Source organism: Kribbella amoyensis, from assembly GCF_007828865.1.
Taxonomy (GTDB): domain Bacteria; phylum Actinomycetota; class Actinomycetes; order Propionibacteriales; family Kribbellaceae; genus Kribbella; species Kribbella amoyensis.
The window spans coordinates 172214-195978 of sequence record NZ_VIVK01000003.1 but is presented as its reverse complement, the minus strand read 5'-3'; the positions used below and the strand labels follow the sequence as shown (position 1 = coordinate 195978).

The following is a 23765-nucleotide window of genomic DNA, read 5'->3' as shown; positions in this document are numbered from 1 at the left end:
CCGCAGACGCTGAAGATTGCCCCAGACCGTTGCCTCTGACATCCGCTGACATCCGCCGACGAGGTGAGCTGACCCGATGATCCTGCGCGTGATCGAGCGCACCGCCGTGCTGCTGGTCAGCCTCGCGGTCAGCTCGGTCCTGGTCTTCGGCTTCCTCGCCGTCCTCCCCGGCGACCCGGCCCGCGTCGCCCTCGGCGTGAACGCGTCCGAGGAGGCGGTGACCCAGCTACGGCAACAGTTCGGCCTCGACCGGCCGCTGACCACGCAGTACGCCGACTGGCTGGCCGGGTTGAGTCACGGCGACTTCGGCGTCTCGTACATCTCGAAGGCGCCGATCGGGCCACAGCTCGCGGATCGGTTCCAGGTGACCTTGTGGCTCGTCCTCGCCGGCATGGTGATCGCGTTGCTGATCGCGGTTCCGGCGGGGACGGTGATGGCCGCGCGGCATCGCAAGGTGTCCGGGCTCGTCCTCTCCGCGGTCTCGCAGGTCGGCGTCGCGGTGCCCGCGTTCCTGGCCGGGATCCTGCTGATCATGCTCTTCGCGGTGAAGCTCGGCTGGCTCCCGGCGAACGGCTGGACCCCACCGGCCGAGGACCCGGCGATGTTCGTCAAGCAGCTGATCCTGCCCGCGTTGTCGCTCGGCCTCGTGCAAGGCGCGGTCCTGACCAGGTACGTACGCAGCGCCGTCCTCGACGTACTCCGCGAGGACTACCTCCGTACCGCGCGAGCCAAGGGGCTCAGGCCGTTCCCCGCGTTGTGGCGGCACGGTCTCCGCAACGCGGCGGTCCCCGTCGTCACGGTCCTCGGGCTGCAGCTGGCCACGTTGCTGATCGGTGCCGTGGTCGTCGAGCGGGTGTTCGTCATCCCGGGCCTCGGCAGCCTCCTGCTGGACGGGGTGTCCCAGCGCGACCTTCTGCTCGTGCAGAACGTGGTGATGGTGCTCGTCGTCGCGGTCCTGCTCGTCAACTTCCTCGTCGACCTGCTGTACGTCGCCCTCGATCCCCGGCTGCGAGCGTCCCGATGAACCGACGCTGGAATCCGAGTCTCCTCGTCGGTGGCCTCATCGTCACGGCGATCGTGCTGATGGCGCTGGTCTCGTTCGTCTGGACGCCGTACGACGCGACGCTGGTGGACCCGGCCTCGCGGCTGGCCGAGCCGTCGTGGTCGCACTGGTTCGGCACCGACAAGTTCGGCCGGGACGTGTTCAGCCAGATCATGGTCGGTGCGCGGACCACGTTGTTCGTCGGCATCGTCGCGGTCGGCGTGGCCGCGGTGATCGGGGTGCCGCTCGGCATCCTCGCCGCGATGACGTCCCGCTGGCCGAGCGAGGTGATCATGCGGGCGAACGACCTGGTGCTCGCGTTCCCGGCCTTGCTGCTGGCCATCATGTTCGGCGCCGTGTTCGGGACGTCGACGCTGACGGCAATGGTGGCCATCGGCATCGCCACGGTCCCGTCGTTCGCCCGGGTGATCCGCAGCGGCGCGTTGCAGGTGATGCGCACGGAGTACGTCCTGGCCGCTCGCGCCGCGGGTCGCCGGCCGGTGGGGATCTCGGTCCGGCACGTCCTGCCGAACGTGGTCAGCCTGATCACCGTCCAGGCGTCCGTGTCGTTCGCGATCGCGGTCCTGGCCGAGGCGGCGCTGTCCTTCCTCGGGTACGGGACGCCGCCGCCCACGCCGTCGTGGGGCCGGATGCTGCAGGAGAGCCAGGAGTTCCTGTTCAGCGCACCGCGGCTGGCCGTGTTCCCGGGGCTGGCCATCGCGCTGGCAGTGCTCGGCTTCAACCTGCTCGGCGACGGTCTGCGCGATCGCTTCGACCCCAAACTCCAGGACCGCCGATGACCGACCAAGCCGCCGCGGTGACGGCCGACGCCACCTCGACCCCCGAGCCCGAGGCCGCTGCCGACGTGCTGAAGGTCCGAGGGCTGACGGTGTCGGTCCGCCGGACCGAGCTCGTCAGCGACGTCGACCTGACCGTCGGACCGGGGGAGCGGGTCGGGCTGATCGGCGAATCCGGGTCCGGCAAGTCCCTCACCGCGCTCAGCGTCCTCGGCCTGCTTCCCGAGGACCTGGTTGCCTCCGGCACCGTTCACCTGGCCGGGGTCGACCACGACCTGCTCGCTGCCAACGAGACCCGGCTGTCCCGGATCCGCGGCAACCACCTCGCGATGGTCTTCCAGGAGCCGATGACCGCGCTCAACCCGACGATGCGGATCGGCGACCAGATCGCCGAGGCCCTGCTGATCCACCGGACCCAGCCGAGCCGCCGCGCCGCCCGGACCGCGACCCGGGAACTTCTCGACCTGGTCCAGCTGCCCGAGGTCGAGCGGGCGTACCCGCACCAGCTCTCCGGTGGCCAGCGGCAACGGGTCGTCCTCGCGATCGCGCTCGCCAACGACCCGGCCCTGCTGATCTGCGACGAACCGACCACCGCGCTCGACGTCACCGTCCAGGCGATGGTCCTCGACCTCATCCTCCGCGGAGTCACCAGCCGCGAGGCCGCCCTGCTCTTCATCACCCACGACCTGGCTGTCGTCGCCACGGTCTGCCAACGCGTCCTGGTCATGTACGGCGGCCGCGTGGTCGAGTCGGGCCCGGTCGGCGAGGTGTTCACCCGTCCCCGGCACCGGTACACCGAGGGCCTGCTCGCCGCCTCCGACCTCGAGTCCGCCGATACCGGTGACGATCGGACCGCCATCGGCCCGGCCGGACGACGCCGCCTCCCGACGATTCCCGGTACCGTTCCGGCGGCCGGCCAGTTCCCCGAAGGCTGCGTCTTCCGGACCCGCTGCAGCCACGCCACCGATCTCTGCGCCACCCGCCCACCCTGGACAGGCGAAGAATCCCACGGCTTCGCCTGCCACCACCCGGCAGGAGCAACCTCATGACCGCCCCGACCTCGGCTGGAGATCCGCCGGCCCGGGGAGCCGCCAGGACCGAGCCGGCCCGGGGAGCCGCCAGGACCGAGCCGGCTCGCGGTCTGAGCATCCGGATGACCACGCCAACGCCGGACCGGACAGCCCCTGAGCCGCTGATCCGGGTCACCGAGGTCACTCGCGACTACCCGCGGCCCCGCACTTCGCTCCTCAAGCGAGCGCCGGTCGTCCACGCGTTGCGCGGAGTCAGCCTCGACGTGCGTCCCGGCGAGCGCTTCGGCATCGTCGGCGAATCGGGCTGCGGCAAGTCCACCCTGCTCCGGATCATCGCCGGCCTGGACCGCCCGACCGCCGGCCAGGTGGTGGTCGACGGCCAGGAGATCAGCCGCCTCCCGGAACGCCGGCTCCGCTTCCTCCGCGAGGAGCTCCAGCTCGTCTTCCAGGATCCGATGAGCTCGCTCGATCCGCGGATGCGGGTCCGGGACATCATCGCCGAACCGCTCGTCGTCCAAGGGCATCCGGCCTCCGGTGCCCGGGTCCGCGAGCTCCTCGACGCCGTCGGTCTCCCGGCGGATTCGGGTGACCGGTATCCGCACCAGTTCTCCGGCGGCCAGCGGCAACGGATCTCGCTGGCCCGCGCCCTCGCTCCGAGCCCGAAGATCCTGGTCGCCGACGAACCGGTCAGTGCCCTCGACGTCTCGGTCCGCGCCCAGGTCCTCAACCTGATCTCCGACCTCGTCGACGATCTGGAGCTCACCCTCGTCTTCGTGTCCCACGACCTCTCCGTCGTCAAGCATGTCTGTGACACCGTGGCCGTCATGCACGCCGGGCGGATCGTCGAGACGGGGACCACCGGTGAGGTCTACGCCACGCCCCAGCACCCGTACACGCGTCGCCTCGTCGCCGCGATCCCCACGTTGCCGCGGGCCCTGGCCGGCGCGACCACCCGAGATCTCCTGAAGGGAGCCCTCGAATGACCAGCCTGCCGATCCCCGCTCCGGAGGCTCCCGTCGCGAGCGGAGCCGGTCGATGACGGGCCCCGAGTTCTCCAGTGGCCTGCGGTTTCCGTCGGGCCTGCCGATCGGCGACGCCTGGATCGAGCCGCCGACGACGGCGCCTGTCCACTTCCCGTACGACGGGTCGATCGTCGCCAACGCCCCGGTCGGTACCGTCGAGCTCGCCGCGACAGCGCTCGACGAAGCGCTCGCCGTCCGGTCCCAGGTCGCGCACTTGCCCTCGCATGTCCGAAGGTCGGCGCTTCAGGATGCCCTCGCCGCGCTGACCGAGCACCGCGACGCCTTCCTCGATCTGCTCGTCCTCGAAACCGGCAAGCCGCTCGTCGACTGCCGCGTCGAGTTCGACCGCACCGCGCTCACCCTCCAGACCGCGGCCGAAGAGGTCGCCCGGCTGCACGGCGAGACGGTCCCGCTCGACCTGCTCCCGAGCGGTGAGGGCCTGATCGGCTTCTGGGTCCGCAAGCCGATCGGCGTCGTCATCGGGATCACCGGCTTCAACTACCCGCTCCTGCTCGCCGCCCACAAACTCGCGCCGGCCCTCGCCGCCGGGTGTCCGGTCATCGTCAAACCGGCACCCCAGACCCCGCTCAGTACCCTCTGGCTCGTCCATCTCGTTCGCGAAGCCCTCGTCGCAGCGGGCGGCCCTGCGTCCGCGGTCCAACTGGTCACCGGGGGAGTGGACGTCGGGTCGACGCTCACCAAGGATCCGCGGATCGGCGCCGTCTCGTTCACCGGCTCGGCCGCCGTGGGTCACCAGATCGCGCGCGACGCGGCGCCCCGCAAAACCCTGCTGGAACTGGGCTCCAACTCCGCCCTCATGGTCGCCGAGGACGCCGACCTCGCGGCAGCCGCCGACGCCGTCGTCCGAGGCGGGTACTACGCCTCCGGCCAGGCCTGTATCAGCGTCCAACGCGTCATCGTCGTCGAGTCGGTCCGGGCCGCCTTCCTCGCCGAGCTCACCCCGCGCCTCGACCACATCGTCGTCGGCGATCCCCGCGACCCCGCGACGCGCGTCTCGGCCCTCATCGACGAACGGTCCACCGCCCGCGTCGAGACCTGGATCGACGAGGCAGTCACGGCCGGTGCCACTCTGGCTCATCGGGCAGAGGTTGCCCCGAGCAACGGCCAGCCGGTGGTCGCGCCGACGGTCCTGCTCGACCTCCCGCACGGTCAGCTGGCCTGGGACGAGGAGATCTTCGGCCCCGTGATCGCGATCCGCTCCGTCCCCGATCTGGAGAGCGCGCTGGAAGCGGTCAACTCCTCCCGGTACGGGTTGCACGCCGGCGTCTACACGGCCTCGCTCGCGACCGCGTTCCACGCCATCGAGGAGCTCGAGGTCGGTGGTGTGGTCGTCAACGAGGTTCCCGGCTTCCGCTCCGACGTCATGCCGTACGGCGGTGTCAAGGACTCGGGTACCGGTCGTGAAGGCCCCCGCTTCGCGATCGAGGAGCTCACCACCACCCGGATGGCGATCATCCGGCCCAACCCCTGAGGCTGGAACCAGAGAACACGACCCCGGAGGTGCTGCGCCTGATGCGTGACTACGCGAACCTGTTCCGCCTGGACGGTCGTCATGCCGTGGTGGTCGGCGCCGGCAGCGGGATCGGTCGGGAGAGCGCGCTCGCCCTCGCCGCGCAGGGCGCCCGGGTGACCTGCGCCGACCGCGATCTCGACGCGGCCGAGGAAACCACCAACCTCGGCAACCCGGCCGACCCGGTACCGAGCGTGGCCGCCCAGGTGCCGAGCCAGCTCACCTCGTACGAGCTCGACGTCCTCGACCCCGCCGCGATCGAGCGGGCCGTGGCCGAGCTCGGCGAGGTCGACGTGCTCGTGTTCACGGCGGCCACGAATGTCCGCAAGCGGTTGCTCGACTACACCGGCGACGAGTTCGACCGGGTCGTCGCGCTGAACCTGCGCGCCTCGTTCGACCTGGTGCGCACCTTCGGCAAGGCGATGGCGGAGCGGGGGAGCGGGAGCATCATCGGGTTCAGCTCGATCCGCGCGACCACGGTCGAGCCAGGCCAATCGGTCTACGCGGCAACCAAAGCCGGGCTCGTCCAGCTCCTCCGTACCGCGGCCGCCGAACTCGGTCCGAGCGGCGTCCGGGTCAACGCCATCGCACCGGGCGTTGTCGAGACCCCGCTCACCGAGCAGATCAAGGCGCACCCGGACTGGTACTCCGCGTACGCGGAGAAGAGCGCCCTTCACCGCTGGGCCACCCCCGACGAACTGGCCGGCGCCGTTGTCTACCTGGCCTCCGACGCGGCCACCTTCGTCACCGGTTCGGTGCTCCACGTCGACGGCGGCTGGACCGCGGTCGACGGCCGCTTCGAACCGCCCAACTGACCCCACCGGAGGGAGCCCGTGATGACCGATCACCTCGCCGACCTGTCCGCGACGGAGCTGACCGCGTTCTACCGAGAGGGGATGCTCTCGCCCGTCCAGGTCATCGAGGCCGTCCTCGCCCGGGTGGACCAGCTCGAGCCACAGGTCTGCGCCACGTACGCGCTGGACCCGGACGGCGCCCGCTCAGCTGCTCGTGCCTCGGAGTCGCGCTGGCTCCGCAACGAACCAGCCGGCCCTCTCGACGGCATACCGGTCACGATCAAGGAGAACGTCGCGACCCGCGGTACCCCGGTCCCGCAGGGCACCGCCGCGACCGACCTTGTGCCGGCTCCCGAGGACGCCCCGGCCGCGGCTCGGCTCCGCGAATCCGGGGCCGTCCTCTTCGGCAAGACGACGATGTCCGAGTACGGCATGCTCTCGTCCGGTGTCTCGACGTTCCACCACCTCGCCCGGAATCCGTGGGACCTCACCAAGACCCCGGGCGGGTCCAGCGCCGGAGCCGCCGCCGCAGCCGCCGCGGGGTACGGCCCGATCCACCTCGGCACCGACATCGGTGGCTCGATCCGTCTCCCGGCCGGGTGGTGCGGAGTCGTCGGCCTCAAGCCGACCCACGGCCGCGTCCCGGTCGGAAACCCGTACCCGGGTCGGGCGATCGGCCCGCTCACCCGTACGGCTGCCGACGCGGCGCTGACGCTCCAGGTCATCTCCGGCCCGGACCGCCGTGACCCGACCTCGCTCCCACCTCTGCACGATGCGTACGCCGAGCCCTCGACCGTCGAGGGGCTCCGGATCGGTCTGCTGCTCGACGCGGGGCTCGGCCTGCCCGTCGATCAGGAGGTCATCGTGGCCGTCGAAGCCGCTGCGCGGACCCTCGCCGAGGCCGGTGCCGTGGTCGAGCCGATCCGCCCGATCATCACCCGGGCCATGCTCGACGGGCTCGACCATTTCTGGCGGGTCCGCTCGGCCGCCGATCTCGCGGCTCTTCCCGAGGAGCGACGCGCCAAGGTCCTTCCGGAGATCCGCGAGTGGGTCTCGACGGCGGGCGGGCTGACCCCGTTCGACGTCTTCCACGGCCACACGCAGATGCTCGCGATGGGGGCTGCCGTCGACACGTCGTTCGCGGACTTCGACTTCCTCGTCTCACCGGTGGCGCCGATCCCGGCGTTCCCCGCCGAGCAGGCCTATCCGACCAACGACCCGGACCAGCCGTTCGAGCACATCGGGTTCACGGTGCCGTACAACATGTCCGGGCACCCGGCCGCGAGCGTGAACTGTGGCTTCACGGCCTCGGGGCTGCCGATCGGCCTGCAGATCGCGGCGCCCCGGTTCGCCGATCTGGCGGCCCTCGGGCTGGCCGCGTTCGTCCAGTCGGTCAGCCCCGTACCGGCCTGGCCTGCTGTCGGCGAGTGAAGGGCGGACTCAGGAGTCGTACTTGTACTCGCCGTACACCGACACCGTCGTACCGATCGGCGACTCGGCGAAGATGCGGTTGATCTGCGGCCGCATCACGCGGACGCAGCGGTGCGACGCCGGGTAGGTCTTGATCAGCGAGTTCGCCCGGGAGCCGTGCAGGGCGATCCCCGGCCGGTCCTTGAGGAAGTAGATCGAGTCGTACATGTACGCGTCGTCGTACAGGCTGCTCTCGTGCGCGCCGGCCCACTTGCGCCAGACCTTGCCGGTCCGGTTCGGCGTCTCGTACCCGGGGGCGCCGGTGGAGACCCAGACGATCCGGCGGAAGGTCTGGTTCTTGACCTGGTAGAGCACCTGGCAGGTCTTGTTGACGTAGATGCCGTCCGGCTTGGTCGGCGCTGGGCGCTTCGTTGCCAGCAGCACCGACCGGACGTCCGCGGTGGTCAGCTTGCCGCGGTGGGCCGGCAGGCCGTTCGTCTCCCGCCACGCACACAGCGCCTGCCGGGCCCGCAGCGTGATGTCACCGTCCACGTCACCGACCGGGAAGCCCCAGGCGTCCAGCTTCTTCTCCACCTCGAGCGCGTAGTTCACCTTGGCGGTGGGCGTCGTGGTCGGCTTGCTCGTCGGCGTCGCGGTCGGGGTGCTCGTCGGTGTAGCGGTCGGTGTGCCCGAGGGAGTGGCGGTCGGCGTTGCGCTCGGAGCGGTCGTGGGCGCTGAAGGAGTCTTGGCGGCCGTCGGAGATCCTGGCGACGGGGACCCGGAGGGTTCTTCGGCCGCCACGTCGGTACATCCGGTGAGGACCAGCCCGATCAGTAGAGCACCAGCCACGAGCCTACGTCGTCCAGTCATGGAGTCCCCTCTCCTCACGCCGTCCCAGCGTCGCAGACACACCCGGTCCGAGGCGGAAGACCCGCCGTACTGCGATCGCCCGCCGAGGCTAGTACCTCTCCAGGTTCCCCGAGCCGCTTTCGCCCACGCCCGTCACCGAACCGTTGTGATCGGTCCGATACAGACCCCGGGAAAGGTCCACCAGCACCAACTCGTTGCCGAACGCATCGGCTGCCGAGGACGGTCGCTCAAGAACGGCCTTCACCGCCAGAGCGTTTCCGCCACCAGCGCTTCACCAACGGGACCGCCGCGGTCAGTCCCAGCAGCGTAAGACTGACCACCGACGCGTACCGGTCGACCAGGAGGACGACGTCCACCGCGTCCTGGCCGAGGCGATAACCCAGCCCGGCAATGAGACCGGTCATCAGGACAGTGCTCACCAGATCGAGCAACAGGAACAGAGAAAGCCGCATCCGCGCCCAGCCGGCCATGGCGTACACGACCGCCGTCGGGACCCCCGGCAGCATCGCCACGACCACGGCGCCACGGACGATCCACGGATTCAGGTCCCGCGCCCGTAATGCGAACCGCTGGGCCCGCTCGCTGGTGGTGAACATCCGGATGATGCCCGCGCCCCACTGCCGCCCGGCCCACCAGGTCAGCCAGTCGAACTTCATCATCCCGACCGCCCCGGCCAGTACGACGAGCCAGAGCGGCCCCTCGCCGATCCGGGCGAACGCCGCGGCCGCGCCGATCGCGGTCAGGTCACCGGTGACGAAGGCGAGGACCACCGGGTGCGACGCGAGCAGGAACGGCTTCAGCGGGCGCAGCACGAGCCCGATCGCGACCACGCCGAGGATCGCGCCCAGGAGAGCCTTGTCGACCCGGGTCGCGCGGCCCTGCCACGGTACGTACCGGCGCCAGTTCGCCGCACCACGGTCGCGCGCTGGCCGGATCTCGGTGTCGTCCATGGGCCGAGAATGCCGGGTGCCGGACACAGACGGCAGATGCGACTGTCACGACTCCACCGTGCACCTGCCTACGGGAGAATGGGCGCCGATGAGCCCTGACCGTGCACCTGGAACCGCGATCAGTCCGCGGCTGGTCGTGCTCGGCCTGCTGCTCATCAGCTACGCCTGGGCTCTGGTGTTCCCGCTCCGCCTCACTCAACCACCGACCACGGTGCTCAGTACGGCGTACGTGGTGGGGCTTGCGCTCTTCGGTGCTGCGCTGACCCTGGTACTGGTCGCCGCTGTCACCCCGGAACGGTCCCCGCGTGCATGGCTCAAGCTGATTGGCGTACTGGTCGCGGTGTCGCTTGTGTTGTGGTTGCCCGCGTACGAGTGGGCGGAGGCCGGACAGGAGCCGTGGGCTTGGCTGGCCGGATTCGCGATCGGGGCGAGCGCCTTGGCCGATCCGCGTGCTGGTGGGGGAGCAGCGGTGGTCCTGGTTGGGGCCGCGGTGCTCGGTGCCGTGGTCCACGACGGGTCCGTGGTCGCCAATCTCGCGATCGTGGTCGGCTGCGCCGTGACCGTCTGGTTGATGGGTCTCGTGCTCGTGTGGTTGCTCCGTCTGATCTGGGCCGCGGAGGCGGGGCGGGAGGCCGAGGCGGGGCTGGTGCTGGCCGAGGAACGGTTGCGGATGAGCCGCGAACTGCATGACGTGCTGGGCCACCGGCTCGGGATCATCGCCGTCAAGGCCGAGTTGGCGGCGGAACTGGCCCGGACCGAGCCGGAGCGGGCCGCCGAGGAGAGTGCCGAGATCCGCGCGATCGCGGCGGACACGCTCGGCGAGGCGCGGCGCGCGGTTCACGGCGAGACGGTCGCCGATCTCGCGACCCAGCTCGCCTCCGCCGAACTCGTCCTCCGGTCCGCCGGGATCGAGACCGCGATCGACGTCGACAGCACCCTTGTCCCGTTGACGGAGTCGACGTTGCTCGCGGCTGTGGTGAGGGAAGCGGTGACGAACATCCTGCGGCACAGCGATGCGCGGTCGGTACGGGTGACGTTCGACGCTGCGACTTTGCTGATCGTCAACGATGGCGTCAGGTCCGGTCCGTCGGGAGCCGGGACTGGCCTTGGTTCGCTCGCGGCCCGATGTGCGTCCACGGGGTGCCGGTTGTCGGCTGGTCCGGTCGGGGACGGCTCGTTCGAGGTCAAGGTGGAGCTGCGATGATCCGCGTACTCCTCGCCGAAGACGACGAGCTGATCCGTACCGCCCTGGCCGCGTTGCTCGAACGCGAACCCGACATCGAGGTCGTGGCCACCGCGTCCGACGGCCGGCAAGCGGTCGACCGAGCCCTGTCGTACCGCCCGGACGTGGCGATCGTGGACCTGCAGATGCCGGTCCTCGACGGGATCGAGGTCATCACCGAACTGGCCCGCGTACTCCCCGGATGCGCCGGCGTCATCCTCACCGGCCACGGCCGCCCGCATCTGCTCCGCCGCGCCCTCACCTCGGGAGCGCGCGGCTTCCTGGCCAAGGGCGCACCCGGTACAGCGCTGGCCGACGTGGTCCGCCGGGTCGGCGAGGGTCAGCGTTACGTGGACCCGGTACTCGCCGCCGACGCGCTCACCGAGCCGGCGTCCCCGCTGACTCCGAGGGAGGCGGAGATCCTGACCGTGGCGGGCGCGGACCGGCCGATCCGCGAGGTGGCCCGCAAGGTGTTCCTGTCACCGGGAACGGTTCGCAACCACCTCGCCGCGATCACCCGCAAGCTGGACGCGACGAGCCGCGCCGAGGCGTACCGGGCCGCCCGGGACAACGGCTGGATCTGACCCCTGACCTCAGAGACCGAGGTCGCGCAGGAACTCCGGCTTGTACGCCTGCATCACGACGTACCGCGGGTCCGGTACCTCCATGTTCTCGTTCTTCTCCGCGTCGCTCTCGGCGTCGTGCGCACCGACCGGAACGCTCGGATCCGTCCAGTCCTGCTCGGCCGCGTTCCACCGGGTGACCGTGTACGTGGCGCTCAGGTTGTCGTCCTTGACGAGCTCCTGGACGGTCTTCTGCGCTTCCTGCGCGTCGTCCAGCGAGTGCGTGTACAGCAGCATCCGGTTGCCGTCACGGGTCACCGTGACCTGGCTGCCGAGCCGCTTCTGCGCGTCGTCGTCCAGGTCGATCGCGCGCAGCCGCTCCCAGAAGGTCAGCCCGTGCTCGTCGCTGCCGAGCTGGACCTCGACCCGAAATTCCTCATCCGCCATGCGGCACACCCTACCCATCCGGCCGCCGCCGCGAGCACGGTACCGGGCTGGACCGCGTGAATCCTGAGACCGCTGAATCCAAAATGTTCCATCGCTTACACTTCTGAGTCATGGAGCTGAGACATCTCGAGCACTTCATCGCCGTCGCCGAGCAGAAGCACTTCACCCGCGCGGCCGAGGCGATGTCGATCTCCCAGTCCGGCCTCTCCGCCTCGATCCGCGCTCTCGAACGCGAACTGCACGCGTCCCTCTTCGTCCGCAACACCCGCAGCGTCGAGCTCACCGAAGCCGGCCGCGCCCTGCTCAACGAAGGCCGCCGCACCCTCGCCGCAGCCGAAGCCGCCAAGGACGCGGTCGCCGCCGTCCAGGGCCTGCTCCGCGGCCACCTCATCGTCGGCCTCGAACAGTGCCTCGGCGTCGTCGATGTACCCGCCCTGCTGGCGAAGTTCCGCTCCGCCTACCCGGGCGTGGAGATCGAGGTCCGCCAAGCCGGCTCCACCCCCATGCTCGACGAACTGGCCTCCGGCCGCCTGGACGTGGCCTTCGTAGCCACCGCCGGCGACCCGGTCGACGGCTTGGATCTGCGCCCCCTCTCGCGCGAGTCGATGGTCCTCGTCTGCTCCCCGGACCACCGCCTCGCCAATGCCGAAGAGGTCGGCCTCGACGACCTGACCGGCGAATCCTTCGTCGACTTCGACCGCACGTGGGGCGCCCGAGCCATTTCCGACCGAGCCTTCACCGCGGCCGGCGTAGCGCACCCCGTCACCATCGAGGTCAACGACGTCCACACTTTGCTGGCCCTGGTAGCTCACGACCTAGGCGTGTCGCTGGTCCCGGAACGCATAGCGGCAAAGCGAGGAGACCACCGGACAGTCCCGCTCGCAGCAGGCTCGGCCGCAGAGTGGCAAGTCTCCGTAGCAGTCCCCACCGGCCCAGCCGCCAGCCTCACAGCCGACGCCCTGATAGGAATGCTCCCCACCACCCGCACGTAGCTGTCACGACACGCCGGACCTGCACCACTCACCAACCCGCGAGGCCAGCTGGTCGGCCGGATGGCGTAGGCGTGAATGGCCTCGGTCGGCGGGCTTGATCGGGAGGTTGGTGCGTGCTGCACGTCCGCCCCGGCTCCGCACACCTGCCTCGAACCCGCAGCTGCAAGTGGCTACCCACGAAAAACACGCGGCGCCGAACCCCGAGGGGCGCGGCGCCGCGTATCGCAGTACGACCAACTCCTACCAGGCGTAGTCCTCGGGCGCGGTCTTGTAGCCCGGGAAGATTCCGTCGAGCCGAGCGAGCGCCTTGTCGTCCAGCTTCACGTCGACCGCACGAACGGCGGACTCCAGCTGCTCCATCGTCCGCGGCCCGACGATCGGACCCGTCACGGCCGGCTGGTGCAGCAACCACGCCAGCGCGAGATCACCCGGCGGCGTACCGAGCTCGTCCGCGAACGCCTCGTACTGCTCGATCTGCGGACGCAACCGCTCCACGGTCTCCTTCGCCCGGCCCTCGAGCCGGCGAACGCCCTCGGTTTCCTTGCGCAGCACACCACCGAGCAGGCCACCCTGCAGCGGCGACCACGGGATCACGCCGAGCCCGTACTCCTGAGCGGCCGGCAGCACCTCGCGCTCGACGTCGCGCACGATCAGGTTGTAGATGGACTGCTCACTGACCAGCCCGAGGTACCCACGCTTCTCCGCGGCAGCCTGCGCCTGCGCGATGTGCCAGCCCGCGAAGTTGCTCGACCCTGCGTACAGGATCTTCCCCTGCTGTACCGCGACCTCGATCGCCTGCCAGATCTCGTCCCACGGCGTGTTCCGATCCACGTGATGGAACTGGTAGAGGTCCACGTAGTCCGTCTGCAACCGCTTCAACGACGCGTCGAGCGCCCGGCGGATGTTGAGCGCGGACAACTTCCCCTCGTTCGGCCACCCGTCGCCCATGTCCCCATAGACCTTGGTCGCCAACACGGTCTTGTGCCGGTTCGCCGGATCCTTCGCGAACCACTCCCCAACGATCTCCTCGGTCCGCCCAGGGTAGATGGCCCGCCCGTACCCGTTCGCGGTGTCGAAGAAGTTGATCCCGTTCTCATGAGCCGCATCCATGATCGCGTGGGAGTCCTCCACGCTGGTATGCGGCCCGAAGTTCATCGTCCCCAAAACGATCCGGCTGACGTTCAGCCCCGTACGCCCAAGATGAGTGAAGTCCATGCCCCCACCCTCACCCGCCCAGCAACCGAATTCCAACAGAAGAATCCGCACAGTCCAATCGCTAGAACTTCTCAAACGTGTGTGCGAGGCGTCCTTCCGGACAAGGGGTCGATGGCCTAACGTGTCCCCGATGGATGGTGCAACCAGCAGATCGCTCGCGCCCGGAGCCCGCACGCGAAGGGGTCGAGGCTCGTCAGAATCCGACCGCCGGCAGGCACGTTCCGGTCGACGCGAGACCAGGAGTCGGCAGCTTGCCTGGTAGCGAGGCCGACCGGAGCGATGAAGGCTCGAGCACGATCGATGGCGTGGGCAACGGTTCGAGCCAACGCCAGGAGGCAAGGCATTCGCCGCTGGAGCTCATCGAGGCCTACATGCGACAGGGCGTCAAGGGCACCCTGCCTGTCGACGGTGCGCCTGCAGCGCGATTCAAGGTCTCTCCTGGCCATCGCCGACTGAGTCTGCTGGTGCAGATGTCGACCGACGAGCCTGGCCCGGATCTGTTGACCCGAGCCAACCTCACCTACTCGCCTTTTCACGAGTCGGGATCAACGTGGCACTGTCTCGATGTCGTCGTTGACGACAACCTGAGTGAGGTCTACCCGGTTCTGTGCACGATCGTCGACAAGATCCAGCTTGGTGGGGATTCCTTTGCCACTGCGGTTCACTCGGTCTTGAGTGGGCTGAGCGACATTCTGGCCGGCCGGAAAGGGCTGTCGCTCGAGGAGCAGATCGGTCTGTTCGGCGAGCTCATGGTGCTGTTGAGCCTCGCAAGGTACCTGAGTCCGGTGGAAGCGGTCACTGCCTGGCGTGGGCCTCGGGGGGAGGAGCATGATTTCGGTCTCCGACATGTGGATCTGGAGGTCAAGTCGACCATGGCTGAGCGGCGTCGGCACTGGATCACCTCCATGACGCAGTTGGCACCGACAGGCGATCGGCAACTGCAGCTCGTATCGCTCCAAATCACGCCTTCGGGGCTGGGGCCGGGAATGAGCCTGGCCGGGTTGGTCGATACGGCCTGCTCTCTGCCTTCGGTACCGGCGGGGGAGGTCGCGCGTGTACTGGACCAAGCGGGATGGCGCGACTGGCACAGAGGTGCTTACCGAGAGCGGTGGCGACTGCGCTCCGAAGTGGCGTTCTACGTCGTGGACGAGCAGTTCCCGGCCCTGACACCTCCGCGGGTTGCCGCTGCCATGCCGGGGCTCGAAAGGCTCACGGACATTCACTATCGCATCGACGTGGGCGGACTCGAAACTGCGCCGCCGCTGTTCCCGGTGGAACTCGACCCTGCGAACGCGACAGCCAGGGAGCCCGAGCAGTGAGTGATGTTTGGCTTCAAGATTCCTTTCGCCGAGTACTGCGAGCAATGGAGGACGGACCTCCGAAGAACTTGGTGGCCAGGGTGGCACCGGACGCCGCAGATCATGGCACCACAGTCACGTCGTCCGACCTGGCCGAACTCATCCGGACCGCCGGGCCCGATGACCCGTTCTTCACCGTTCTCGGACTGCAGGTCCATAAGTGGGACGCCGAACCTGCTGACACGGACTGGACCGGGAGGACGGATCCGTCGACCCTTGCACGGCGAAATGTGATCTGTGAGCGCCTCGGGCTGGATGCGGCCGGCGCTGAAGCGCTGCTCCAGAAGCGGCCCGTTTTCGTCGACGAGACGATCTTGATCACAGCGCCCTGGAATCGCTGGTACAAGCCGGATGTCGCCACCGCCCACGAGTTCTACTGGCCTCGCTATCGGGACTACCTTCTCGAAGTCCGTGGATGGCCGGCGGCGAACGTGAGTGCACTCGACATTGCAACCACGAGCGTCGTGGAGCGATTGAGCGATCCGACTCGTCGTGCGGCGTACCAGGCCAAGGGACTGGTTGTCGGCTACGTGCAGAGTGGCAAGACCGCGAACTTCACCGGAGTGATCGCCAAGGCCATCGACTGCGGGTACCGCCTCGTGATTGTTCTGACCGGAACCATCGAGATGCTCCGTGCGCAAACACAAAGACGTATCGACATGGAGATGGTCGGACGTCAGAACATCGTCGGTGATCTCTCGCCGGAGCAGGCACAGAAGGCGCAGCTGGACTATCAGGACGATCCGGCGTGGATCGGCGGCCAGTTCCTCGATCTCGGGACCGGCCCGATCGCGAGTGAGATTCACCGGCTGACCACACACGGGCAGGATTATCGCACTCAGTTCAAGAATTTGAAGATCGATCGTTTCGCCATGGGCAAGCCACTGTTCGATCGCGCCAATCTTTTCTCCGCAGCCGCCCGACTGGTGATCACGAAGAAGAACTCGGCCGTTCTCCAGAAGCTCGTAGCGGATCTTCAGGCGAACAAGGGCGCTTTCGCTGAGATACCTGTCCTCATCATCGACGATGAGTCGGACCAAGCGTCGGTCAACACGGTTGATCCGGCGAAGGTCGAGGCGGCGAAAGCGTCGGGGCGGCAGGTGAAAGAGCGGCGTGCAATCAACGAGCGAATCGCCGAGATGCTCGAGCTCATGCCGCGAGCTCAGTATGTCGGCTATACGGCAACCCCTTTTGCGAATGTCTTCGTCGATCCTTCCGACGAGCAGGGGATTTATCCGAAGGATTTCGTCATCGGCCTGCAGCGGCCGCCCGGCTACATGGGCGTGGACGACTTTCACGACCTCGGTCCCGATCCGGTGCCGGCGACGTTCGACACGAGCAATCGCGCTGCATTCGTCCGGGATCTGGCCGCAGCGGAAGACGATGTGACCGCCCGTGACGCCGAACTGCGCAGGGCGCTCGAGGTCTTCGTGCTCACGGGGGCCTGCAAGCTCTATCGATCATCGCTGTCCCGTCACCTGACCTTCCGACATCACACCATGCTGGTTCACGAGTCTGTGGGCACGGCTGAGCAGCGGGACCTGGCGGAGCTTGTCAAGAGACTTTGGCGGAGGGCCGCATTCGAATCGCCGAAGGGGTTGGAGCGTTTGCGGACGCTCTATGAGGCAGACATTCTTCCGGTGAGCAGGGCGCGTATTGAAGATGGTGTGCCGAAGTTGCCCCATTTCGACACGCTCCGGCCTTGGATCACCAAGGTGATAGGCAAGATCACCGAGCACGACAACAATCCGGTTGTCGTGGTCAACAGCGATCGAGAGATCGAGCAGCAGCAGCTGGACTTCGACCGGAACAGTACCTGGAGGGTGTTGGTCGGCGGAGCGAAGCTGAGCCGCGGCTTCACTGTCGAAGGATTGACTGTCACCTACTTCAGGCGCGCTGTGACGATGAGCGACTCGCTGACGCAGATGGGTCGCTGGTTCGGATTCCGCTACGGCTATCGCGATTTGGTCCGGCTTTACATCGACCGAAATGCAAAGTTCGGCCGGAAACGAGTCGACCTTTACGCTGCCTTCGAGGCGATCGCACGCGACGAAGCGGCGTTCAGAGAACAGTTGGCCCAGTACGCGGAGTGGGACGGAGATCGACCTCGTCTGCTTCCTTCGCAGATTCCTCCGCTTGTGACTCAACATCTTCCGTGGTTGAAGCCGACATCGAGAAACAAGATGTTCAACGCTGCCATCGAGGAGCAAGGCGCGCAGGTGTTCAGCCCGGTCGGCTACTCGAATGCGTTGAACGAGCTCCACGACAACCTCAACCTGTGGCGACCGGTCTTCGCGAACTGCGCAACCGACGTGACATTCCCTGCCGGCGGGCAGAGCGACCTGCGAGCTCGGGTGGGAGTCGTCGATGCAGCCGACCTGCTGCACGTGGTGGAGCAGCAGGGTTGGATGTACCTCTACGCCGAGCGCTCGGTCAAGCCTGTCCTCACGTTCCTTCGCAATCTCGTGCAACGCCCCCAGTCGCCGCTGAAGGACTTCCTCCTCGTGATGCCTCAACCCGGAGACAAGGCGGTCGATCTGACCGACGTGGGAACAGTCCGTGTCATCAATCGTGATCGTCGGACGCGGGGCGGCGAGGACCTGCCGAAGTTCGGCGAGATCACGGATCCGAAACATCGAACGTTCGTGCAGCCCCTTCTCCTGGCCGAGAAACCAACCGGACATCCGCTGGCCGAGTACTGGTCGCCGTCCCGCGGTGTGGTGCTGTCCTATCTGATCCGCGAGCAGAGCCCGAGCTATCGACGAGGATCCGAGCCGACCACCAAGGTGGGGCCCGATGAGCTCGGCCTCATCGTCGGATTCTCGGTCTATCTGCCGCATGGGGCGACCGCCGGTGACAGCGTTCTCCGCTTCAGAGTGATCCAAGGTTCAGATCCCAGCGTTGTGTCTGTCGACGCAAGGTGAGCCGCCGAGCCAGGCTGTGCCCATAGACCATCGACAGTCAGAATGAATTGTGGAGCCATTGGAAGCGTCCTCGAGTGTGCGCGCACGGATGAGCAAACAGAAGTCACGCAACACGCAGACCGAGATCTTGCTTCGCCGAGCGCTGCATGCCCTGGGCCTCCGCTACCGGCTGCACAGACGTCCGGTGAAGGGGGTTCGGCGTGAGGCGGACCTGGTGTTTCCATCGGTCAAGGTTGCCGTTTTCGTCGACGGTTGCTTCTGGCATGGGTGTCCGCAGCACGCGACATGGCCGAGGAACAATGCCGAGTTCTGGCGGGCGAAGATCGAGGGGAACCGCAGCCGTGACGTCGACACGGACGCGCGGTTTGCCGAGGCCGGTTGGTTGGTCGTTCGGGTGTGGGAGCACGAGCCTCCACAGCGGGCTGCGCTCCACGTGCACGAGGTGGTCATGCAGCGCCGAGTCGCGAGGGGCCTGTGACTCGGCCATCAGTTTTGACGTGGAAGCCCAAGCTATCAATTAATGTTTGACGGAGTCTCTTCTGTCAAATATGCTTTGACTCGACTTGCTGGGGATCGTCGAGGGGGTCGTGTGAGTACGGATGGCGGGGAAGATTTTGGACCATGGCTGGGCCGCCAGCTCCGTCGTGTTGACATGTCACAGACGCAGCTGGCCGACACGCTCGGGCTGACGCGAGCCGCGGTGTCCGCCTGGGTGACAGGTCGCGCTGAACCGCGTGAGGAGACCAAGAGAGCCATAGCTGCCGTGCTCGGCACGGATGAGGCAGCCATCCACAATCGCACCGCTGACGTGGTCGCCAATCTTCCCGTTCGATGGCACCATCGTCCGGCACATGCCGATGGCGGCCGAGAGTACGGGAATGCTGCCGCCTTCGCGTTCGCCGCCGATCTGTCGGTCCTGGCGCGAGAGGCGACGCAGAACTCTGTCGATGAGCGGCTGGATCAGACGAAACCGGTGAGCATCCGATACACCATGCAGGAGCTCAGCGGTGAACACCTCGACGCGTTCCTGGCGGCAGTGCATTGGAGTTCGCTCGAGGGGCACTATGAGAGCGCCGCGTCGACTGGACAGAAGGTCGCGCTGAGTCTCCGCGCTGCCCTCGACGACCTGGCTTCCGAGCGGACACTCGTTCTGCTTCGGGTGGACGACTTCAATGCTGCCGGGCTCACCGGCCCGGAGTACGACGACGGGCGGTTCGCTGCGGTGGTTCGTCGTCAGCTCGACAGCCACAAGCAGTTCGGTGGGCGGGCCGGCGGATCTTACGGGCTCGGAAAGGCGACGCTCTGGGCAACCAGCCGATTCGGGCTGGTTCTGATCAACTCGACCCTTTCCTCGCCCCACGAGGGCCGCAACCAGCGCAGGGTGATCGGCCGGCTGGATCTTCCCTGGCACGAGGTGGACGGTGTGGCGTACGCCGGCCCCGCATGGTTCGGGGAACCGGACACCGACCGTGGAGTTGCGGTGTCCCGCTCGTGGTGGGCCGACGAGGCAACGGTTCGCAGTCTGCAGCTGGAGCGTCCTGTCGCGGAGGCCGGGACTTCGTTCCTCATCGTCGGAGCTCACGATGCTTCAGGGGATGCAACCAATCTCCAGGAAATGCACGACAAGCTGGTGCGATCACTCGCGGACGGCTTCTGGGCCGCGATGGTCGCAGGGCGGGACGCCACTCCGATCGTTGAAGCCAGCGTCACCACCCTGCGCAACGGCCAAGTGCTGATTCCTGAGGAGCGAGTGGATCCTCATCGGGTCCATCCCGCCCTCAGTCGGGCGATGCAGGCCTATCTGAACGGTGAAACCGTCAGCAGCCTGTCGGCGGGAGAACAGGTGGCCCGCACCGATGTACCTCTTGTCATTCCTCCACTTCGGGCGGGCTCGAGGGGGAGGTCGACAGAACACTCGGCTGTCCTGCTGCTCACGGCCGCCGATGACCAAGCCGATCGCATCAATCGGATCATCTGCATGCGCGGCAACCGCATGACGGTCATGGAGCGTCGTCCGCAGGACCTTCCGCTCGGCGCGACCCCGTTCCTCGCGGTGCTGCTCGCCGGCTACGCGACCGGTCGAACCGATGACGACGTCGCTGTGGCGGAGCGATTCCTTCGTGCCTCGGAGCCACCCGAGCATGATCGATGGGATCGCACGGAGGAACTGACATCCAGCTACGAGCGTGGCGCCCTGAGCAGGCTTCACGAGTTTCGTCAAGAGATCGACCGTGCGGTCCGCCGGCTCATTGGGAAGCGTGAAGTGTCGAGTACGGCCGGGCCGTCAGCACTTCGGGAGCTCCTGAAGCTCGACGGGGCAGGCAGTGGCCGCCGGGCGTCCGGTGTTCCGACGGTTCATAATGTCAGCGCTCACATCGAGGACACCGGCGCATGGCAAGTGCGAGTTGACATTCGCTTGCCGGAGGCCCAGGACCGCTGGGTGCTCACGCCGGTCGCGAAGTTCGATGTGAGGTCTGGAGGACGACCCACAGTGGCATGGAAGTCGCTGACGTCCACCCAGAACTGCCATGTGGACGACGGCAATCTGATCGTTGAGCCAGGGGTGCGGTCGGCCGCGTTCGTCGGCCTGACCGACCGGGGGTCGCATCCTGTGAATGGTGCGTTCGCCCGACTGATCGTCGAGGTTCAGAAGGCTCGTGGAGGTTCATCGTGATCCCGGTCTTCTCATATCCGACGCTGTTCGGCGATGTCGACCTTGAGGTCTTGAGCGTCACTGTCGACGGCGGTGACCTGCCGTACTCCAAGATCTCGAGGGCCGAACGGACGGTCGCTCTCGATCAGGCCGGTCGCGCCGACTGGCACTCCGCGACGCTTCAACTGAGGGGCACGATCCCCGATGGTGAGGTCGTGGACGGACCATGGTCCGACGTTTCCTGTCTCGCGATCCTCAGTGAGAAAGCGACCAATGCCCGCTCGACCGCTCGCCTGGCGCGTGGCGTCGACGGCCGCTGGCACGGAGCCATCGAACTCGTACGAGGGAGTCACTCAGGTCGAGCGATCCTCGGCCTGGCGGCAGTGGCGACTGTCGGCGATGTCGGCGGACGCGTCATCGGCACGGCCAGGCAGGATTGGTACATCGACATCCAGGCTGCCGATCCGATTCGTCAACGTGCGGTCGACATCGTTCATGCAGACTTCGCGGACGGCGAGCAGGACTGGTTGAAACCCTTCAAGGACTCGCCGTGGATCGTCGACACGACGGGCGACATTCCCACGGTTTATCTGAACACCGGCGGAGTCGAGGGTCTTCTCGACATCCTCGACGGCGTGGGTGGTGACTCGGCAGAAAAGCTTCTGCGGGAAGTCACAGCGAGTCAGATTGCGCAGGATGCGTGGACCGCGATGTTCCACACGGCGATCGCGGATCTTGAATTCGACGAGGACGGTACTCCGCTCCTGCCCTCCGGCTGGCGAGGGCAGGTCTTGCGCATGATGCTGCCGGACATCCTGCCTGGCAGGCAACTGAACGATGCACTTTACGAGATCAACGAGCGTCGATCGAAGGGGTTCGGCTGGTCCGGTCTCCAGTCGAGCATCCAGTTTGCTGTCGGCAGGCGGACCCAGGTGACCAAGAAGCTGACAAACGGGGTGCGAACCGTGGTCCGGGGCGACGAAGGAGAGCGACGATGACGACCGTGATCGACGCGGATCTCCCGGCCACGCTGGGACTGTTGCCGGACTCCGTTGTGTCCGAATATCTCGGCCAGGGTGTCCGGTCCGGGCACGACAGTCCGCCACACGTGGCTCTGCGCAAGGCAGCGGAGGAACTTCCCGAGACGGAAGCACGTTGGCGCACCGCACCAGTCCGAGAGCTGCTGGTCGAAGCAATGCATCGCTTTGACGGCCAGCGGGTGAAGGCCGACGCTTGGCTCGCGCCGCGCCTGCACGCAACTTTGCGAATGACGAGAGCAGAGGCAGCCGACAGCAGGCGCTGGAACTACCTCTCCTTGATTGTTGGCCCGGACTACGTCGTCTGGAGACACCGCGGAAAAGAATCAGTCGCTGCCGGGCGATTCTGCGGCCCGCATTACACGCAGGCGCTGGCCAGATTGTGGTGGGCCGCGGAACTGTTCCGCAACGGTGGCGACTATCGGTCAGTGGAGGTCGCATGTCAGGTTCAGGATGTGCTGAACACCACCATGCGACTTGATGTCATCGATCACCGTCCGACCGCTCTCACCATCGTCGAGGTGCTGAAGCGTCTGACAGCTGCGGGCACACCGCGGCTCGGTGATCAGGTCAACGCACTTTCGTCGGCTGTGAACGCGGCCGGAAGCACGTTGATGTACGACATCCTTGCTCCGGACCAGGTGAATGACCCCTCGGCTTTGTACAACTGGATTGCGGACGCGGAGACCATGTCCGCAGTGCCCTGGGAGCGGTTGCCCTACGGCCCCGAAGATGGCGAGGTCAGTGCCACGGCGGTCAGGACATTGCTCCCACTCTTCGAGAACCTGCTCGCGGAAGCTCCGGTACGCCAACGCCCCAGGCATTCGTCTGACGATGAGGCCCCGAACTGAAAGATCATCACTGGACGGGTGGAGAGACGATGACTGAAACGAGCCGGATCGAAGGCGAGCAGCCATCGACCGCGGCGACGAAGCGGTTCAAGTCAGTCGAGATCTGTGCGGGCGGTGGCGGTTTGGCACTCGGTCTCGAGTCTGCAGGCTTCGATCCGGTCGTGCTGATCGATGATCACCTGGTGGCCTGCGAGACATTGCGGCTCAACCGCCCCGGCTGGGACGTTCTCGAGGCCGACCTGCGCACGTTTGATCCGAGCCTGCATCAGCAGACCTACGATGTGGATTTGCTGTCTGCCGGTCTGCCGCGGGTGAAAGGCGCCGCCGGCGCGTCCCGGGCGAATGGCAGTGACCCCGAGCTCGAGCTCATCCGGGCCACCATCTTTCTGGTTCACGGAATGCAACCCAGAGCGCTTGTGCTCGAGAACATGCCGGATCTCGTCACGAAGCCGGCGTTCGAGCCCATCAGACAATTCGTCCGAGACGAGCTTGTCCACTTGGGGTATGACCTCAGGTGGTTTGTTCTCAACGCGGCGGACTTCGGCGTACCGCAGGATCGTCGGCAGGGATTCCTCGTTGCTCTCAAGGGAGATGCGATCTACGCATTCGACGCGCCCGTTGGTCTTGCAACCAAGAGCACGGTCGGAGAGGCATTGTCCCGATCTATGGGATCCAGGGGTTGGCGTGGAGCAGCAGAGTGGGCGGCGCAGGCGGACAGGGTCGCGCCGACTGTGGTCGGTGGCTCGTGGAAACGGGGAGGTGCGGACCTCGGCCCAACCGGGACGAAGAGAGCATGGGCTCGGATAGGAGTGAACGGCCGTAGCCTTGCCGACCAGGTGCCTGGCCCGGATTTCCACTTCGATCCGAGCGCGGATCTGTCCGGCTTCGTCAAGCTGACGCTGGAGCAGGTGGCGACCTTGCAAGGGTTCCCGCCGGACTGGCAGTTCGCAGGGCGGAAGACCGCTCGCTATCGGCAGATCGGCAACGCTTCGCCACCGCCAGTCAGTCGCGCGGTCGGGCTGGCCCTCCGGGCCGCGCTGGAGGCGTGTTGATTGT

At 67.2% G+C, this 23765-nt stretch carries 21 protein-coding genes; 17 read left to right on the top strand and 4 right to left on the bottom strand.

Annotation, left to right across the window (positions count from 1 at the left end; translation table 11 throughout):
- Positions 1-76 precede the first annotated feature (76 nt).
- From FB561_RS34955 to FB561_RS34925, 7 genes are read left to right on the top strand one after another with little or no spacing between them, the layout of a single operon-like run.
- Positions 77-1024 carry an ABC transporter permease gene (locus tag FB561_RS34955; RefSeq protein ID WP_145814364.1) on the top strand — a complete coding sequence of 316 codons (948 nt, stop codon included), beginning with the start codon at positions 77-79 and terminating at the stop codon, positions 1022-1024.
- Positions 1021-1842: an ABC transporter permease gene (locus FB561_RS34950; protein ID WP_145814363.1), complete on the top strand. Its 822-nt coding sequence runs from the start codon at positions 1021-1023 to the stop codon at positions 1840-1842. The genes FB561_RS34955 and FB561_RS34950 overlap by 4 nt, the downstream gene beginning before the upstream one ends.
- Positions 1839-2888, top strand: coding sequence for an ABC transporter ATP-binding protein (locus tag FB561_RS34945; RefSeq protein ID WP_145814362.1), 1050 nt, complete (start codon positions 1839-1841; stop codon positions 2886-2888). Before FB561_RS34950 ends, FB561_RS34945 begins: the two co-directional genes overlap by 4 nt.
- The gene (locus FB561_RS34940) at positions 2885-3853 is read left to right on the top strand and encodes an ATP-binding cassette domain-containing protein (protein WP_238335307.1); all 969 of its coding nucleotides are present in this window, start codon (positions 2885-2887) and stop codon (positions 3851-3853) included. The genes FB561_RS34945 and FB561_RS34940 overlap by 4 nt, the downstream gene beginning before the upstream one ends.
- A 52-nt stretch (positions 3854-3905) precedes the next feature.
- Entirely contained in the window at positions 3906-5384 is a 1479-nt protein-coding gene (locus FB561_RS34935) for an aldehyde dehydrogenase family protein (protein WP_145814361.1), read from the top strand.
- A gap of 41 nt (positions 5385-5425) precedes the next feature.
- Positions 5426-6238, top strand: coding sequence for an SDR family NAD(P)-dependent oxidoreductase (locus FB561_RS34930; RefSeq protein ID WP_145814360.1), 813 nt, complete (start codon positions 5426-5428; stop codon positions 6236-6238).
- A 21-nt stretch (positions 6239-6259) separates the two neighbouring features.
- Positions 6260-7648, top strand: coding sequence for an amidase (locus FB561_RS34925; RefSeq protein WP_145814359.1), 1389 nt, complete (start codon positions 6260-6262; stop codon positions 7646-7648).
- 9 nt (positions 7649-7657) lie between these two features.
- Here the strand turns inward: FB561_RS34925 and FB561_RS34920 are convergent, their stop codons facing one another.
- Positions 7658-8497, bottom strand: coding sequence for a L,D-transpeptidase (locus FB561_RS34920; RefSeq protein ID WP_238335306.1), 840 nt, complete (start codon positions 8495-8497; stop codon positions 7658-7660).
- A gap of 227 nt (positions 8498-8724) precedes the next feature.
- On the bottom strand, positions 8725-9447 hold the full coding sequence (locus FB561_RS34910) for a DedA family protein (RefSeq protein WP_145814358.1): 723 nt from the start codon (positions 9445-9447) through the stop codon (positions 8725-8727).
- A gap of 88 nt (positions 9448-9535) precedes the next feature.
- On the opposite strand from FB561_RS34910, the gene FB561_RS34905 reads away from it, so the two are divergent.
- Together FB561_RS34905 and FB561_RS34900 are read left to right on the top strand one after the other, a co-directional pair.
- A complete protein-coding gene (locus FB561_RS34905; protein WP_170284939.1) occupies positions 9536-10651 on the top strand; it encodes a sensor histidine kinase in 1116 nt (371 codons plus the stop codon).
- Complete coding sequence (locus FB561_RS34900; RefSeq protein ID WP_145814356.1) at positions 10648-11253, top strand: response regulator transcription factor; 606 nt, start codon at positions 10648-10650, stop codon at positions 11251-11253. Before FB561_RS34905 ends, FB561_RS34900 begins: the two co-directional genes overlap by 4 nt.
- A 9-nt stretch (positions 11254-11262) precedes the next feature.
- On the opposite strand, the gene FB561_RS34895 is transcribed toward FB561_RS34900, so the two are convergent.
- Positions 11263-11679 carry a hypothetical protein gene (locus FB561_RS34895; RefSeq protein ID WP_145814355.1) on the bottom strand — a complete coding sequence of 139 codons (417 nt, stop codon included), beginning with the start codon at positions 11677-11679 and terminating at the stop codon, positions 11263-11265.
- 110 nt (positions 11680-11789) lie between these two features.
- Between FB561_RS34895 and FB561_RS34890 the strand changes: the two genes are divergently transcribed.
- Positions 11790-12671 (top strand): LysR family transcriptional regulator, encoded by an 882-nt coding sequence (locus FB561_RS34890; protein ID WP_145814354.1) that lies wholly within the window; start codon positions 11790-11792, stop codon positions 12669-12671.
- Between the two features lie 240 nt (positions 12672-12911).
- On the opposite strand, the gene FB561_RS34885 is transcribed toward FB561_RS34890, so the two are convergent.
- Complete coding sequence (locus FB561_RS34885) at positions 12912-13886, bottom strand: aldo/keto reductase (RefSeq protein WP_145814353.1); 975 nt, start codon at positions 13884-13886, stop codon at positions 12912-12914.
- 251 nt (positions 13887-14137) lie between these two features.
- Here FB561_RS34885 and FB561_RS34880 point away from each other — a divergent pair, with 251 nt between their 5' ends.
- The 7 genes from FB561_RS34880 (at position 14138) to FB561_RS34850 (ending at position 23761) form a co-directional block, all read left to right on the top strand.
- Complete coding sequence (locus FB561_RS34880; protein ID WP_170284938.1) at positions 14138-15205, top strand: PD-(D/E)XK motif protein; 1068 nt, start codon at positions 14138-14140, stop codon at positions 15203-15205.
- Between the two features lie 80 nt (positions 15206-15285).
- Positions 15286-18168, top strand: a complete 2883-nt coding sequence (locus tag FB561_RS34875; protein ID WP_170284937.1) for a Z1 domain-containing protein — start codon at positions 15286-15288, stop codon at positions 18166-18168.
- A gap of 88 nt (positions 18169-18256) precedes the next feature.
- The gene (locus FB561_RS34870) at positions 18257-18646 is read left to right on the top strand and encodes a very short patch repair endonuclease (protein WP_145814350.1); all 390 of its coding nucleotides are present in this window, start codon (positions 18257-18259) and stop codon (positions 18644-18646) included.
- Positions 18647-18688: 42 nt separating this feature from the next.
- Positions 18689-20842 (top strand): helix-turn-helix transcriptional regulator, encoded by a 2154-nt coding sequence (locus FB561_RS34865; protein WP_145814349.1) that lies wholly within the window; start codon positions 18689-18691, stop codon positions 20840-20842.
- Complete coding sequence (locus tag FB561_RS34860) at positions 20839-21819, top strand: hypothetical protein (RefSeq protein ID WP_145814348.1); 981 nt, start codon at positions 20839-20841, stop codon at positions 21817-21819. Before FB561_RS34865 ends, FB561_RS34860 begins: the two co-directional genes overlap by 4 nt.
- Positions 21816-22709, top strand: a complete 894-nt coding sequence (locus tag FB561_RS34855; RefSeq protein ID WP_202881008.1) for a DUF6339 family protein — start codon at positions 21816-21818, stop codon at positions 22707-22709. The genes FB561_RS34860 and FB561_RS34855 overlap by 4 nt, the downstream gene beginning before the upstream one ends.
- 29 nt (positions 22710-22738) lie before the next feature.
- Positions 22739-23761 (top strand): DNA cytosine methyltransferase, encoded by a 1023-nt coding sequence (locus FB561_RS34850; protein WP_145814347.1) that lies wholly within the window; start codon positions 22739-22741, stop codon positions 23759-23761.
- The last annotated feature ends 4 nt before the right edge of the window (positions 23762-23765 follow it).